Annotated in this window: 14 protein-coding genes; 8 read left to right on the plus strand and 6 right to left on the minus strand. The window is 73.5% G+C overall.

All coding sequences use genetic code 11. From position 1 onward, the window contains the following. The first annotated feature begins 33 nt into the window (after positions 1-33). The gene (locus tag ACQPYE_RS10495; RefSeq protein ID WP_498720858.1) at positions 34-990 is read left to right on the plus strand and encodes a quinone oxidoreductase family protein; all 957 of its coding nucleotides are present in this window, start codon (positions 34-36) and stop codon (positions 988-990) included. A 46-nt stretch (positions 991-1,036) separates the two neighbouring features. Here the strand turns inward: ACQPYE_RS10495 and ACQPYE_RS10500 are convergent, their stop codons facing one another. From ACQPYE_RS10500 to ACQPYE_RS10510, 3 genes are all read right to left on the minus strand, one after another. Next, entirely contained in the window at positions 1,037-2,293 is a 1,257-nt protein-coding gene (locus ACQPYE_RS10500) for an alanine racemase (RefSeq protein ID WP_498720860.1), read from the minus strand. Then, the gene (locus ACQPYE_RS10505) at positions 2,290-3,777 is read right to left on the minus strand and encodes an AMP-binding protein (RefSeq protein ID WP_498720861.1); all 1,488 of its coding nucleotides are present in this window, start codon (positions 3,775-3,777) and stop codon (positions 2,290-2,292) included. Before ACQPYE_RS10505 ends, ACQPYE_RS10500 begins: the two co-directional genes overlap by 4 nt. Positions 3,778-4,049: 272 nt before the next feature. Beyond that, positions 4,050-4,490 carry a hypothetical protein gene (locus ACQPYE_RS10510; RefSeq protein ID WP_498720862.1) on the minus strand — a complete coding sequence of 147 codons (441 nt, stop codon included), beginning with the start codon at positions 4,488-4,490 and terminating at the stop codon, positions 4,050-4,052. Positions 4,491-4,701: 211 nt separating this feature from the next. On the opposite strand from ACQPYE_RS10510, the gene ACQPYE_RS10515 reads away from it, so the two are divergent. After that, a complete protein-coding gene (locus ACQPYE_RS10515; RefSeq protein WP_498720863.1) occupies positions 4,702-5,151 on the plus strand; it encodes a Fur family transcriptional regulator in 450 nt (149 codons plus the stop codon). A gap of 1 nt (position 5,152) precedes the next feature. Then, on the plus strand, positions 5,153-7,429 hold the full coding sequence (katG, locus tag ACQPYE_RS10520) for a catalase/peroxidase HPI (RefSeq protein ID WP_498720864.1): 2,277 nt from the start codon (positions 5,153-5,155) through the stop codon (positions 7,427-7,429). 66 nt (positions 7,430-7,495) lie between these two features. Here katG and ACQPYE_RS10525 read toward each other — a convergent pair whose 3' ends face one another. Next, positions 7,496-7,969 carry a GNAT family N-acetyltransferase gene (locus tag ACQPYE_RS10525; protein WP_498720865.1) on the minus strand — a complete coding sequence of 158 codons (474 nt, stop codon included), beginning with the start codon at positions 7,967-7,969 and terminating at the stop codon, positions 7,496-7,498. Positions 7,970-8,105: 136 nt separating this feature from the next. Here ACQPYE_RS10525 and ACQPYE_RS10530 point away from each other — a divergent pair, with 136 nt between their 5' ends. From ACQPYE_RS10530 to ACQPYE_RS10545, 4 genes are all read left to right on the plus strand, one after another. Then, positions 8,106-8,714 (plus strand): DsbA family oxidoreductase, encoded by a 609-nt coding sequence (locus tag ACQPYE_RS10530; protein WP_498720866.1) that lies wholly within the window; start codon positions 8,106-8,108, stop codon positions 8,712-8,714. 92 nt (positions 8,715-8,806) lie between these two features. Beyond that, complete coding sequence (locus ACQPYE_RS10535; RefSeq protein WP_498720867.1) at positions 8,807-9,247, plus strand: MarR family winged helix-turn-helix transcriptional regulator; 441 nt, start codon at positions 8,807-8,809, stop codon at positions 9,245-9,247. Between the two features lie 73 nt (positions 9,248-9,320). Continuing rightward, positions 9,321-9,536, plus strand: coding sequence for a hypervirulence associated TUDOR domain-containing protein (locus tag ACQPYE_RS10540; protein WP_498720868.1), 216 nt, complete (start codon positions 9,321-9,323; stop codon positions 9,534-9,536). Continuing rightward, entirely contained in the window at positions 9,533-9,841 is a 309-nt protein-coding gene (locus ACQPYE_RS10545; RefSeq protein WP_498720869.1) for a DUF3140 domain-containing protein, read from the plus strand. The genes ACQPYE_RS10540 and ACQPYE_RS10545 overlap by 4 nt, the downstream gene beginning before the upstream one ends. Before the next feature lie 16 nt (positions 9,842-9,857). On the opposite strand, the gene crtI is transcribed toward ACQPYE_RS10545, so the two are convergent. Then, a complete protein-coding gene (crtI, locus tag ACQPYE_RS10550; RefSeq protein WP_498720870.1) occupies positions 9,858-11,327 on the minus strand; it encodes a phytoene desaturase family protein in 1,470 nt (489 codons plus the stop codon). A gap of 12 nt (positions 11,328-11,339) precedes the next feature. Then, positions 11,340-12,446, minus strand: a complete 1,107-nt coding sequence (locus ACQPYE_RS10555) for a polyprenyl synthetase family protein (protein WP_498720872.1) — start codon at positions 12,444-12,446, stop codon at positions 11,340-11,342. A 150-nt stretch (positions 12,447-12,596) separates the two neighbouring features. Here ACQPYE_RS10555 and ACQPYE_RS10560 point away from each other — a divergent pair, with 150 nt between their 5' ends. Beyond that, positions 12,597-13,529 carry a phytoene/squalene synthase family protein gene (locus ACQPYE_RS10560; RefSeq protein WP_498720873.1) on the plus strand — a complete coding sequence of 311 codons (933 nt, stop codon included), beginning with the start codon at positions 12,597-12,599 and terminating at the stop codon, positions 13,527-13,529. Positions 13,530-13,536: the final 7 nt, after the last annotated feature.

Genomic DNA, 13,536 nt, shown 5'->3' on the forward strand with positions numbered 1-13,536 from the left:
GAGGCATCACTGAACTTAGTTAAGGAGATGCTGATGCGCGCCGCGATCGTCACGAACCCCGATGCGCCACCCGTCTGCGGTGACGTCCCCGAGCCGGCGGTCCTGCCTGGTCAGGAGCCGTTGCACCTGGTCGGCGCAGGCCTGCACAACATCGTGCGCGGGCTGGCCTCCGGCCGGCACTACCACGGTCGGATGACGTACCCGCTGGTGCCGGGGATCGACGCGGTCGCCCGCACCGGTGACGGGCGCCTGGTCTACACCGGGTACGCGCGTCCACCGTTCGGCACGATGGCCGAGCGGCTGCTCGCCCCGTTCCAGGCGGAGGTGCCGGCGGGCGCGGATCCGCTCGCGATCGCCGCGGGCATGAACCCCGGCCTGTCGGGCTGGCTGGTCCTCACCTCGCGACGCGCGGAAACGGGCGCGCTGGGCACCGTGCTGGTGCTGGGCGCGACCGGGATGTCGGGCAGCCTGGCGGTGCAGGGGGCGCTGGCGCTCGGTGCGGACCGGGTCATCGCCGCCGGGCGTGATCCGGAGGCGCTGGAACGGTTGCGCGGTGCGGGGGCGACGATCGTGTCGCTGGTCCAGGACGGGCCGGACGCCTTGGCGGAGGCCCTGGCGGGCGCGCTCGCCGGGACGGCGCCCGGCCTCGTGCTGGACTACCTGTGGGGACCGGTCGCCGAGGCCGCCTTCGCCGCGCTGGGTCGGGGCGGCGCGGACACCGAGGCGGACACGGCCTACGTGCAGATCGGCTCGCTCGCGGGTCCGGAGGCGTCGCTGCCCGGCGACCTGCTGCGCGGCCGGCGGATCCGGATCAGCGGCAGCGGCGCCGGCTCGGTGCCCGTCGAGCGGATGCTCGCCGCCGCGCCCGAGGTCATGGCCCGGTTCGCCGACGGTTCCCTGCGAGTGCCCTACACCGCGTACCCGCTGAGCCGGGTCGGTGAGGCGTGGGCCCACACCGGGCGCAGCCGGGCCGTCGTGGTGCCGGACTGAGCCGCGGCGCTGACCGGTTCCGGGCGGTTCGCCTCCGACCCGGTCGTCACGGCGAGGCGGGCGGGTGCGCCGAGGGTCCTGCCACGGTGTAGTCGCGGTGGTGCTCCAGTCGGGACACCGAGACCACGGTGTCGCCTCGGACGACGACCTCGGCCGCGGCCTGCCTGCCCAGGAACCGCAGGAGGCTCGCGGTCAAGCCGTAGGCGCCCGCGTTGGGGATCGTCACCACGTCGCCGACCGCCAGCTCCGGCAGGGTCAGGTCACGACCCAGCAGGTCGCCGGGGGTGCACAGCGGTCCGGTGAGGGTGGCGACCATCGACCCGCGACCGCTCTCGACGGGGCGCACCGAGGTGGGCAGCAGCCGGCCCAGGCCGGACAGCCCGCCGAAGGCGTTGATGCCGACGTCGAGCACGACGAACGTCTGCCCCCGGCTGTGCTTGACGTCGATCACCTCGGACACCAGCGCGCCGCTGCCGCCGACCAGGTGGCGGCCGGACTCGAACGCCAGCCGCGGCTGCCCGCCCCGCCAGTCCGGCAGGTGCAGGTCCAGTGCCTCCTCCAGCTCGGCGCGCAGCTTCGGGTAGCCCGGCCGGTCGCCCGGCACTCCGTAGGGCGCCGCGAAGCCGCCGCCGAGGTCGAGGAACCGCAGGGGCAGACCGGCTTCGTCGCGCAGCCGTGCGGCGACCTCGACCGTCCGCCGGAACTCGTCCACCAGGCTCTGCTCGTCGTCGGCGTTGCTGAGCGGGAAGAAGTGCGCGCCGATCACCCGCGTGCCCGGCACGCCGAGCAGACGGGGGAGCAGGTCCGGGAGCGTCTCGGCGTCGATGCCGAACCGCGAGGGGACGCCGGTCATCCGCACGCCGGTGGCCGAGCCCGACGCGGTGCTGTTGACGCGCAGCAGGCAGTCCACCACCACGTGGTGCTCGTCCGCCGCCGCGCCGATGCGTCGCAGGTCGGTCTCGGACTCGGCGGAGAACAGCCGCACCCCGCCGGCGACGGCTTCCGCGAGCTCGGCGCGGGTCTTGCCCGGTCCGGTGTACAGGCACGACGAGGTCGGGTACCCGGCCGCGCGTGCGGCGGCCAGCTCGCCGGTCGAGCTGATCTCGGCGCCGCACGCGCGATCGGGGCCCTCGCGCAGCGCGCGGGCGACGTCCGGGTGCGGGTTGGCCTTGAACGCGTAGAAGAGCTCGCACGGGTCCGGCAGCGCGGCGCGCAGCGCGTCGTGCGCGGCGGCGACGTCGTCGAGGTCGTAGACGTAGAGGGGGGTGCCGAAACGCGCGGCCAACGAGCGGTGGTCCGTCACTTCGGCATCCTGTCCACGAGCAGCGCCAGCTCCGCCGTCGCGTGCTTGCCGTGCGGGGTGAGCGGGAAGTCCGCGACGCGGTGGCAGGTCGCGGGCACCTTGGCCGGTTCGAGGCGGGCCGCCAGCTCGCGGAGCACGGCCTGCGGGGACAGGTCGCTGTCCACGAACAGGGTGAGGTCGCGGTCGGCGGTCGGGCGCAGGACGGCCGCGGCGCGGACGCCGGGCACGTCCATCGCCGCGGCCTCGATCTCGATCGTGCTCATCCGGGTTCCCCGGCGCTTGAACACGGCGTCCCGGCGACCCTCGAAGTAGAGGTGACCGTCGTCGTCCAGGTGGCCGTAGTCCCCGGTGTGCAGGCGTGGTGAGCCGGTGGCCGGGTCGTGTCGGAACACGCGTGCGGTCAGCTCGGGCTCCCGCCAGTACCCCCGCATCACGTGCGGTCCCGCCACGACGATCTCGCCGGTCTGCCCGGCGGGCAGCGGCTCGCCGTCGGCGTCGACGACGAGCACCGTCGTCCCGGGCAGCGGCAGGCCGACCGAGTCCGGGCGCTCGCGGTCCCGCTCGGGCGGCATGATGGTGATCCGCTTGCACTCCGTCTGGCCGAACTGGCGCACCACCCGTGCCGAGGGGAAGGACCGGCGCAGCGCGTCGATCGTCGCGCGCGGCAGGACCGCGCCGGTGCTGGTGATCAGGCGCACCGGTGGCGGGTCGCCGGGGTCGCGGCCGGCCAGCGCCGTGAGCACGGTCGCGAGCGAGGGGACCACCGGCACCACGGTGGCGCCCACGTCACGCATCCGCCGGATCGCGGTGAGATCCGCGCCGTCGCCCAGCACCAGCTCGCACCGGCCGAGGCAGCACAGCAGCGCCTGGTACAGCCCGTAGTCGAAGGACAGGGGCAGCGTCGAGTAGACGACGTCACCCGGCCGGTAGCCGAGCACGTCGTTGATGGCCGAGGCCGCGAACACCACCTGGGCGTGCGGCGACACCACGGCCTTCGGGGTGGCCGTGCTGCCCGAGGTGTACACCAACAGCGCGACGTCGTCCGGCGTGACGCCGCCGGGCCGGTCGGCACGCCCACCGCGGCGGGCGGTCTCCTCGGCGCCGCGCCGCAACGCCCCCGTGCCGCACACCGGCGCCGACGTCAGCGGTCGCAGCCGCGCGTCGTCGTCGGCGACGACCAACGCCGGGTCGGCGTTGTCCAGCACGGAACGCAGGTGGAACGCCTGCATCTCGGGGTTGAGGGGCACGAAGGCCGCGCCGACGCGCGACGTCGCGTACAAGAGGGCGACCAGGTGCCGTGACGGGCGCGCGTGCGCGACGACGCGATCCCCCGCCGTCACGCCCCGCTCGCGCAGCCACTGCGCCAGGGCGTCGCCGACCTCCCCGAGCCGCGCGTACGTCCAGGCCCCGTCGCCGTCCCGGACGGCCGCGGCGTCCGGAGCGGCCGACACCGCCTCGTCCAGAATGGTGTGCAGCAACCTCATCCGGCATCATCCCGATCTGCGTGTGGTCGTTCGACACTTCCGTGCGGCAGGACCGCGATTCGTCGTCGTCGACCAGACCAGATCAGACCAGACCCCCGGCGCCACCAACGGACTCAGCCGCCGCCGAGCGCGCGCCGGCCCGGGGGCCGCCCCGTCTCGCGGTCGTCGCACAACCCGGCCCAATCTGGCACCACCACGCTCACGCGGACGTCACGTGACGACCCCTTTCACCCACCCGGGACGCGTTTTCACCCCGGCAGGTAGCGGCGGGATCAGCGGCGGCCGGTGGTCAGGACGACGAGGAACTGGCCGCCGCCCGCCTCGACACCGGCGGTCACCGGCAGGTCCGGCGTCAACCGGGAGAACCGGTCCGCGAGCCACTCGGCCGCCTCCTGCGCGTCCTTCCTGGTCGGGCACCGCGCCACCACCTCGCGGCCACCCTTGCGCTCCAGCCGCCCGGCGACGGTGATCAGCGGCGCGGGGTCGGCCACGTGCAGGCGGTCCGGCCAGGCGATGACCACCTTGACCGCGCCCTTGCGGGTGTTGCACCCGCGGTGCGCGAGCCGTTCGGCGAGCTTGGCCTTCCGGTCGGCGGTCCGGCTGTCGACGCTGGGTCCTCGCGGGTCGTTCACCGACATGTCGGGGTCGACCGGCTCGTCGCACACCCAGCACCGCCAGCCGTCGCGCTCGGCCACGTCATCGAGGAGGCTCATCCGGGCAAACTAGCACCGGCCCGGGACGACCCCGGGCGCTTCGCGCCGATCTGTCCACTGTGGTCGGAGCCCGGCCACTCCGGGACAACGGCGAACGCCCGTGCGCCACCCCGGTTCTGGTGCGTAGTCGAGGAACTACGCGCAGTGCTCGCAGTTCGGTGTGACGAAGGCTATTTTGATTCGTTCCAGACAAGGCGTCTAGGGTCGTGGGGTGACAACCGACTTCGAGGCGCAGCTGCGGTCGGTCTCGCTGCGGGTGACCCGGCCGCGGTTGGCCGTGCTCGCCGCGCTGCGCGACCACCCGCACGTCGACACCGAGACGGTGATCACGTTGGTCCGGGCCGGCCACCCGACGGTGTCCCACCAGGCCGTCTACGACGTGCTGCGGGCGCTGACCGACACCGGCCTGGTGCGGCGCATCCAGCCCGCCGGCGCGACGGCCCGCTACGAGTCGCGGGTGGGCGACAACCACCACCACGTCGTGTGCCGTTCCTGTGGCGCGATCGCGGACGTCGACTGCGCCGTCGGCCACAGCCCCTGTCTCACCGCCTCGGACGACGGCGGCTACGTCGTCGACGAGGCCGAGGTCGTCTTTTGGGGCACCTGCCCCGACTGCTCGACCCAGAACACCGCCACTGAACCACCCGCTGGAAGGAAGTAAATTGAGCGACCTCGGGAAGACGCCCCCCTCAAGCGCGCAGGGCGTGGACCAGAAGGCCGCGGTCGGCTGCCCGGTCGCGCACGACTCGGCGACCGCGCACGGCAGCGAGAGCGAGAACCCGGCGATCGACTCACCGACCCCGAAGACGGGCGGCCGCCCGCGCACCAACCGGGATTGGTGGCCCAACCAGCTCGACCTGTCCGTGCTGCACGCCCACTCGACGAAGAGCAACCCGCTGGGCGCGGACTTCAGCTACGCCCGGCAGTTCGCCAAGCTCGACGTCGAGGCCCTCAAGCGCGACATCACGGAGGTGCTCACCACCTCGCAGGACTGGTGGCCCGCCGACTTCGGCCACTACGGCGGCCTGATGATCCGGATGAGCTGGCACGCCGCGGGCACCTACCGCACCCATGACGGCCGCGGTGGCGCCGGCGACGGCGGCCAGCGCTTCGCCCCGCTCAACAGCTGGCCCGACAACGCCAACCTGGACAAGGCGCGGCGTCTGCTGTGGCCGGTCAAGCAGAAGTACGGCCAGCAGGTCTCGTGGGCCGACCTGCTCGTGCTCGCCGGCAACGTCGCCCTGGAGTCGATGGGCTTCAAGACCTTCGGCTTCGGCTTCGGCCGCGAGGACGTCTGGGAGCCGGAGGAGATCTTCTGGGGCCCGGAGGACGCCTGGCTGGGTGACGAGCGCTACGTCAGCGAGTCCGAGATGGCGCCCGAGGTCGGCGCGACCGAGATGGGCCTCATCTACGTCAACCCGGAGGGTCCCCGCGGCAACGCGGACCCCCTGGCGGCGGCGCACTTCATCCGGGAGACCTTCGGCCGGATGGCGATGAACGACGAGGAGACCGTGGCCCTCATCGCCGGTGGCCACACCTTCGGCAAGACCCACGGCGCCGGTGTCGCCGACGACCACGTGGGCGCGGAGCCCGAGGGCGCGCCGCTGGAGGCGCAGGGCCTGGGCTGGCTGAGCACCCACGGCAGCGGCAAGGGCGCCGACACGATCACCAGCGGTCTCGAGGTGACGTGGACCGACCGCCCGACGCAGTGGAGCAACCGCTTCTTCGAGATCCTGTTCGGCTACGAGTGGGAGCTCACCACGAGCCCGGGCGGCGCCAAGCAGTGGGTCGCCAAGGACGCCGAGGCGATCATCCCGGACGCCCACGACCCGTCGAAGAAGCACAAGCCGACCATGCTCACGACGGACCTGTCGCTGCGCGTGGACCCGGCGTACGAGAAGATCTCCCGCCGCTTCCTGGAGAACCCCGACGAGTTCGCGCTGGCGTTCGCCAAGGCGTGGTACAAGCTGCTGCACCGCGACATGGGCCCGGTCAGCCGCTTCCTGGGGCCGTGGGTCCCGGAGGCCCAGCTGTGGCAGGACCCGGTGCCGGCCGTCACGCACGAGCTCGTGGGTGACGCGGACGTCGACGCCCTCAAGGCGAGGATCTCCGACTCGGGCCTGACGACCGCCCAGCTGGTCACCACCGCCTGGGCCTCCGCCGCGAGCTTCCGGTCCACGGACAAGCGCGGCGGCGCGAACGGCGCCCGCATCCGCCTCGAACCCCAGCGCGGCTGGGAGGTCAACCAGCCCGAGCAGCTCGCGAAGGTCCTGGAGACCCTCGAAGGCATCCAGCGGGACTTCAACGCCGCGGGCGGCGCGCAGATCTCCCTCGCCGACCTGATCGTGCTGGCCGGCTCGGCCGCCGTCGAGAACGCGGCGCGCGACGCCGGGTTCGAGGTGACCGTGCCGTTCCGCCCAGGCCGCACCGACGCCGACCAGGAGCAGACCGACGTCGAGTCGTTCCGGTTCCTGGAGCCGCGCGCCGACGGGTTCCGCAACTACGTGCGCGCCGGCGAGAAGCTCCAGCCGGAGGTGCTGCTCGTCGACCGCGCCTACATGCTCGACCTGACGGCGCCGGAGATGACCGTCCTCATCGGCGGCTTGCGCTCCCTCGAGGCGAACGTCAACGGCTCCCGGCACGGCGTCCTCACCGACCGGCCCGGCGTGCTCACCAACGACTTCTTCGCCAACCTGCTGTCGCCGGGCACCCGGTGGCAGGCGTCGGAGTCCGAGGAGCACGTGTACGAGATCCGGGACGCGGCCACCGACGAGCTGAAGTGGACCGCCACCTCGGTCGACCTCGTCTTCGGGTCCAACTCCCAGCTGCGGGCGCTGGCGGAGGTCTACGCCGGCGAGGACGCCCGCGAGAAGTTCGTGGCCGACTTCGTGGCGGCCTGGACCAAGGTCATGGAGCTCGACCGGTTCGACCTGGCCTGATCCCCGCCGCACCCGACGAGCCCGGCCGATCGGCCGGGCTCGTCCCTTTTCCCGGCGATCGGGACGTCAGTCGAGGCGCAGGACGGTTTCCTCGATCTCCGCCTTCCGGGCGGACGCGTAGGAGACCTCGGTGCCGACGACCGCGAAACCCGCCCGTCGCAGCACTCGGAGCGATCCGAGGTTGTCACTGGCCGCGCGGGCGTGCAGGGGTCGGACCTCGACCGCGTCGAGGAACAGGGCCAGCGCCCGGCCGGCGACGCCCCGGCCCCACGCGGAACGGTCGAGCCAGTAGGTGATCTCGGTGTCGCCCTCCACCACGAAGCTGGAGATGGTGCCGACGAACCGCCCGTCGAGGGTCACCGCGCGCAGCGTGGTGTCGGGGGCGGCCCTGATCTTCGCCAGGTGGAGGTCGAACGCCGCGCGGTCGTCGGGGTCCTCGGCGGTGAAGGCGGCCATCCGGACCGACTCCGGGTCCCGCATCTGGTCGAACAACGCGTCGAGGTCCGAATCCTCGACCGACCGCAATGCCACCTCTGCCACCGGCGTCCCCTCGTCGTGATCCACCCCGAACCCGTGCCGGGGAACGTACCAACGACCACCGACAGCGTCGGTCGTGATCGTTCCCGTCGGTCGGGGAAGCGGGAACAAGCACTGTGCGCGGCACGTTGACCGCACCGTGCGACTAGACGTGTGGTCCGACGTGGTGTGCCCGTGGTGCTACATCGGGAAGCGGAAGCTGGAACGGGCGTTGGACCGGTGGGACGGCGAGCCGGTCGAGGTGGTGTGGCGGCCGTTCGAGCTGAACCCCCGGCTCAAGAGCACGGGTGCGGCCGTGCGCGAGGTGCTGGCGGGCAAGTTGGGCAGCGAGGACCTCGCGGACCAGGCGATGCTCCGCTCGACGGCGGCGGCGGAGTCCGAGGGCTTGCGCTACGCGATGCCGAAGGCCATCGCCGCGAACACCTTCGACGCCCACCGCCTCGTCTCGCTGGCCCGTGACCAGGACCTCCAGCACGAGGTCAAGGAGCGCTTCCTCCGCGCCCACTTCGTCGAGGGCGAGGACCTGGGCGACCACGGGACCCTGGTCCGCCTCGCCGCGGAGACGGGCCTGACCGGAGCCGCCGACGCCCTGGCCGCCGACGCCCTGGCCACCCGCCTGCGCGCGGAACTGGACGAAGGCGTGGCCATCGGCGTCCGCTCCGTCCCGACCTACGTGGTGGGCAACCGGGGTGTGGCGGGCGCCCAGGACCCGGACGTCATCCTCGACCTCCTCCGCTCCGCTCCCTGACCCCTGTCGACCCGGAACGCCGTGCCGGCCGCGATGACCTCCGTCATCGCGGTTTGGTTTGTAGTGCGAACAATGCTGCGTAGGATCGCGGCATGAGCCCTGACGACGCGCTTGAGGACGCCCTCGTCCGGACGTCCTTCCGGGTGATGGCCGTGCTCACCCGCGTCGGCGCGGAGCACGACCTGTCCCTCACCCAGCTGCGGCTGCTCGGCATCCTGCGCGACCGCCGACCGCGGATGACCGACCTGGCGGCGTTCCTGGGGCTGGACAAGTCCACGATGTCCGGTCTCGTCGAACGGGCCGAGCGCCGGGGTCTCGTGGCCCGGGGCAAGTCGCCGGAGGACCGCCGGGTGGTCGACGTGCTCATCACCCCGGCGGGGCGCGACCTCGCGGAGCGGTTGGAGGTGGAGGTCCGCTCGGCCCTCGCGCCCTTCACGGGCCGGCTGCGCGCCGACGACCGCCACCTGCTCACGGACCTGCTCGGCGCCCTGTCCGACACACCTCCGGCGGCGGACGACCACCCCACCGGGTGAACGTGGGCGTGCCGGGCGTCCGATCCGCACGACCCGTCGTGCGTCACCCGGCGCAGCCGCTCAGACTCGGCCCATGGGCGAGAAGAGGGTGCGCGAGGGCGACGAGGTGACGTGGTCCAGCCACGGGCAGGTGGTGCACGGCGAGGTGGTCGAGGAGATCACCGAGGACACCGAGGCCGCGGGCAGGCGGGTGCGCGCGTCGGAGGAAGAGCCGCAGTACCGCGTGCGCAGCGACAAGAGCGGCAAGGACGCGGTGCACAAGCCGTCCGCGCTGGGGGACGACTCGTGAGCGACGAGTTCGCGGACGCCGTCAACATGACGGCGACCGAGTTGGCGCGGTGGTTGGAGACCGACGAGTCCCGGTCCGTCGGCCAGTCCGACGGCGGCGAGTCGGTCGGGCACGAGTCCGGCAGGCGGATCGTGGCACTGCTGCGGACTAGGAAGAACGAGTTGACCGACGACGACCACGCGCACATGCGCAAGGTCGTCGGGTACGTCCACCGCCACCTCGCGCAACGCCCGGACGGGGACGTGGAGCACACGAGGTGGCGCTACTCGCTGATGAACTGGGGGCACGACCCCCTCAAGGACTGACCCGGTCACCGCTCTCTCACCGCCGCCGCAGCCGTTCGGCGGCCAGCCGGCCGGAGATGAGCACCGGCGGGATGCCGACGCCCGGCGTGGTGCCGCTGCCGGCCAGCACCACGTTGCCGTCGCGGAACGGGAGGTTGCGCGGCCGGAACGGACCCGTCTGGGCGAAGGTGTGCGCCGCCGAGAACGGGGTGCCGGCGGCCTGGCCGTCCCGGGCCCAGTCGTCCGGCGTCGTCACGGACAGGATCTCGACGTCCGGGTCCACCAGCTTGCGGGCGACGAGCTCGTCCACGACCTCCGCGGCGTAGCGGGGCCCGACGACGTCCCACCTGATCGGCGCGGCGTCCAGGTTCGGGCACGGCGCGAGCGCGTACTGGAGGTGCCGCCCCGCCGGCGCCAGCCCGGGGTCGGTGACGGTCGGGGTGGTGAGCAGCAGCGACGGGTCGCCCATGAGACGGCCCTGGCGGATGATCTCGTCGAACGTGGCCTCCCACGCGGAGCCGAACGAGATGGTGTGGTGGGCGGCGCCCTCGACCACCCGCCGGGCGCCGAGGTGCACCACCACCGCGGACGGCGACCACCGCAGCGGACGCGGGCGGCGGGGTTCGCCGCGCAGCAGCCGCGTGCTCTGGGCGGGACCCGTGGCGAGCACGACGGCGTCACAGGGGACGCGGCCGTCCCCGGTCAGGACGGCGGTCACCCGGGAGCCGGTGCGGTCGAGCGAGACCACCTCGGTGTCGTAGTGGAACCGGACCCCCGCCTCGACCGCGGCGTCGGCGAGGGCCTGCGGGACCGCGCGCATGCCGCCGCGCGGGAACCAGACGCCGGCGATCGTGTCCATGTAGGCGATGACGGCGTACGCGGCGAGCGCGTCGGTGGGGGACACCCCGGCGTACAGGGCCTGGAACGTGAAGACCCGGCGGAGCCGGTCGTCGCGCAGGAACCGGCCCACCGCCCGGGACAGCGAGCCGAAGCCGCCGAGCCGGGCGAGGGTGACGAGGTCGCGGCCGAGCAGGTCGAGCGGCGAGTCGAAGCTCGCGCCGATGAACCGGTCGCGCTCGACCCGGTACAGCCGGGTCAGCCAGGCGCGGAGCTCGCGGTAGCCCTCGGCCTCGCGGTCACCGGCGAACCCGGCGACCGCCTGGCCCATCGCGTCGGCGTCGGTGTGCACGTCGAGCGCGCTGCCGTCGGCGAACTCGGCGCGGTAGGCCGGGTGCAGCGGCACCAGGTCGAGGTGGTCGGCGAGCCGTGCGCCCACCGCCGCGAACGCGTCCTCCAGCAGCTCCGGCATGGTCAGCACGGTCGGCCCGGTGTCGATGAGGTGCCCGGCCACGTCCAGCCTGCCCGCCAAGCCGCCGGGGTGGCCGTGCCGCTCCAGCACCGTCACCTCGTGCCCGGCCCCGCGCAGGTGCAGCGCGGCGGACAGGCCGGACAGTCCCGCGCCGACCACGACGACCGAGTCGGTGCGGCCCTTCACCACGTGCGTCATCGCGTTCCCCCGTCAGTCGCGGCGGCGGACGGCCTTGGCCGCCAGCTGCCTCAGGTGCGTGCGGGCGACCTCGTCGACGGCCGCCCGGTCGAGCGCGGCGAGACCGCTCGCGGCCAGCGCCTCGATGTGCTCCTCGACGGCCTCCGCGGCGCCGTGGTGGACCAGCAGCTCCCGTACGGCGGCCACGGTCCCGTCCGTCACGTCCACGCCGTCGAGGCAGCGCAGCAGCGTCCGCGCCGCCGAGTGGTCCCCCGCCGCGGTGGCCCGGGCGATGGCGATCGCCATCAACGGGGTGCGCTTGCCCTCGCGCAGGTCCTCGCCGACGGGTTTGCCGGTCACCGCCGGGTCGCCGAACATGCCGATCAGGTCGTCGCGCAGCTGGAACGCCACGCCGATGTCGCGGCCGAACACCCGCAGGCACTCGACCACGTCGGGCGCCGCGCCCGCGAGCGCGGCGCCGAGGTGCAGCGGGCGTTCGACGGTGTACGCGGCGGTCTTCAGCGCCGCGACGCGCAACGCGCCCTCCAACGACTCGTCCCGGCCCGCGGTCGCGAGCAGGTCGAGGTGCTGACCGGCCATCATCTCCGTCCGCATCCGCTGCCACGGCCGCCACGCGCGCTGCAACGCGTCGGCGGGCAGCCCGGCGGTGACGAGCGCGTCGTCCGCCCACGCCAGCGCGAGGTCGCCGGTCAGGATCGCGGTGGAGTCGCCGAAGCGGCGGGCGCTGCCGGACCACCGCGACCGCCGGTGCCGCGCCGCGAACGCCTCGTGCACGGCCGGCCTGCCGCGCCGGGTCGCCGAGCGGTCCATCACGTCGTCGTGCACCAGCGCGCAGCACTGCAATAGCTCCAACGCCACCAGCGCGCGCACGACGGCCTCCGCCGTGTCGCCGCGCACCTCGCCGCCCGCGGCACGCCAACCCCACCACGCGAACGCGGGTCGGATCCGCTTGCCGCCGGCGAGCACCAGCTCGCGGACCTCCTCGGCCAGCTCCCGCGCGGCGTCGACCTCCGGGCGGGTGCGGAAGAAGTCGTCCAGCTCGCCGGCGAACCGCGCCGCGAACGAGTCGGGCGCCGGGGGAGTGGGCGTGCGGGTGCCGACGCCGGCCAACAGCGACATCGTCGCTCCCTCGCGTGGTGGGGTTCGGGACTCAGTGGATCGAGCTAAGCAGCGCGGCACCCGCGCCGCACAACGAGCGGCACTGGTTGTGCGGAGCGGCGCGGGCCGACCTAGCGTGAGGAGGTGCCATCGCGGAGGGAACGCCCACACATGTCCGCAGACCGGGAACTGGATGCCGCGGGCATCACCGAACCGCGGCTGCGCGACGCCTATCGCCGGTGCCGTGCGCTCAACGCCGAGCACGGCCGGACCTACTTCCTGGCGACGAGGATGCTCAGCCCGGAGCAGCGGCCCGCGATCCACGGGCTGTACGGGTTCGCCCGTCGCGTGGACGACGTCGTCGACGACCTCGACAGCGGGTTGCCGCGCAAGGTCGAGGGCCTCGCGGCGGTCCAGGCCGACCTCGACGCCGCGCTGGACCACGGCACGGGCACGGGCACGGACCCCGTCGTCACGGCGTTGTCGGACACCGTGCGCCGGTACGACATCCCCACCGCGCACTTCCGCGACTTCATGGCGTCCATGCGGATGGACCTGACCGTCACCGACTACGCGACCCGCGCCGAGCTGATGCGGTACGTGCACGGTTCGGCGGCGGTGATCGGCCTGCAGGTGCTGCCGGTGCTCGGGACGGTCGTGCCGAGGGAGGAGGCGGAGCCCGCCGCCGCCGCGCTGGGGATCGCCTTCCAGCTCACCAACTTCATCCGCGACATCGGCGAGGACCTCGACCGCGACCGGGTGTACCTGCCCGCCGACGAGCTGGCGGCGTTCGGCGTCGACCGGGACCGGCTGTCGTGGGTCCGCGCCGCCGGCCGGGTCGACGACCGGGTCCGGGCGGCGTTGCGCGACCAGGTCCACCGCACGCGCCAGGTCTACGCGCGGGCGCTGCCGGGCATCGCGATGCTCGCGCCCCGGTCGCGGCCGTGCGTGAGCACCGCCTACCGGCTCTACGGCCGCATCCTCGACCTGGTCGAGGAAGCGGACTACGACGTGCTGTCCCGACGCGTCGCGGTGTCGAACGGCCGACGGCTCGCGGTCGCGCTGCCCGCGTTCGCCAGGGCCGTGCTCGCCCGCACGGCCTGATCACCGG

Origin of the sequence: Actinosynnema sp. CA-299493 (genome assembly GCF_050946825.1) — a bacterium.
In the GTDB taxonomy this organism is placed as follows: domain Bacteria; phylum Actinomycetota; class Actinomycetes; order Mycobacteriales; family Pseudonocardiaceae; genus Actinosynnema.

What these genes read in the sequence shown, in the direction of transcription:
- ACQPYE_RS10495 (WP_498720858.1), top strand. Translation starts at nt 34, where the DNA reads ATGCGCGCCGCGATCGTCACGAACCCCGATGCGCCACCCGTCTGCGGT.
- ACQPYE_RS10505 (WP_498720861.1), bottom strand. Translation starts at nt 3,777, where the DNA reads ATGAGGTTGCTGCACACCATTCTGGACGAGGCGGTGTCGGCCGCTCCG.
- ACQPYE_RS10510 (WP_498720862.1), bottom strand. Translation starts at nt 4,490, where the DNA reads ATGAGCCTCCTCGATGACGTGGCCGAGCGCGACGGCTGGCGGTGCTGG.
- ACQPYE_RS10535 (WP_498720867.1), top strand. Translation starts at nt 8,807, where the DNA reads ATGAGCCCTGACGACGCGCTTGAGGACGCCCTCGTCCGGACGTCCTTC.
- ACQPYE_RS10540 (WP_498720868.1), top strand. Translation starts at nt 9,321, where the DNA reads ATGGGCGAGAAGAGGGTGCGCGAGGGCGACGAGGTGACGTGGTCCAGC.
- crtI (WP_498720870.1), bottom strand. Translation starts at nt 11,327, where the DNA reads ATGACGCACGTGGTGAAGGGCCGCACCGACTCGGTCGTCGTGGTCGGC.
- ACQPYE_RS10555 (WP_498720872.1), bottom strand. Translation starts at nt 12,446, where the DNA reads ATGTCGCTGTTGGCCGGCGTCGGCACCCGCACGCCCACTCCCCCGGCG.
- ACQPYE_RS10560 (WP_498720873.1), top strand. Translation starts at nt 12,597, where the DNA reads ATGTCCGCAGACCGGGAACTGGATGCCGCGGGCATCACCGAACCGCGG.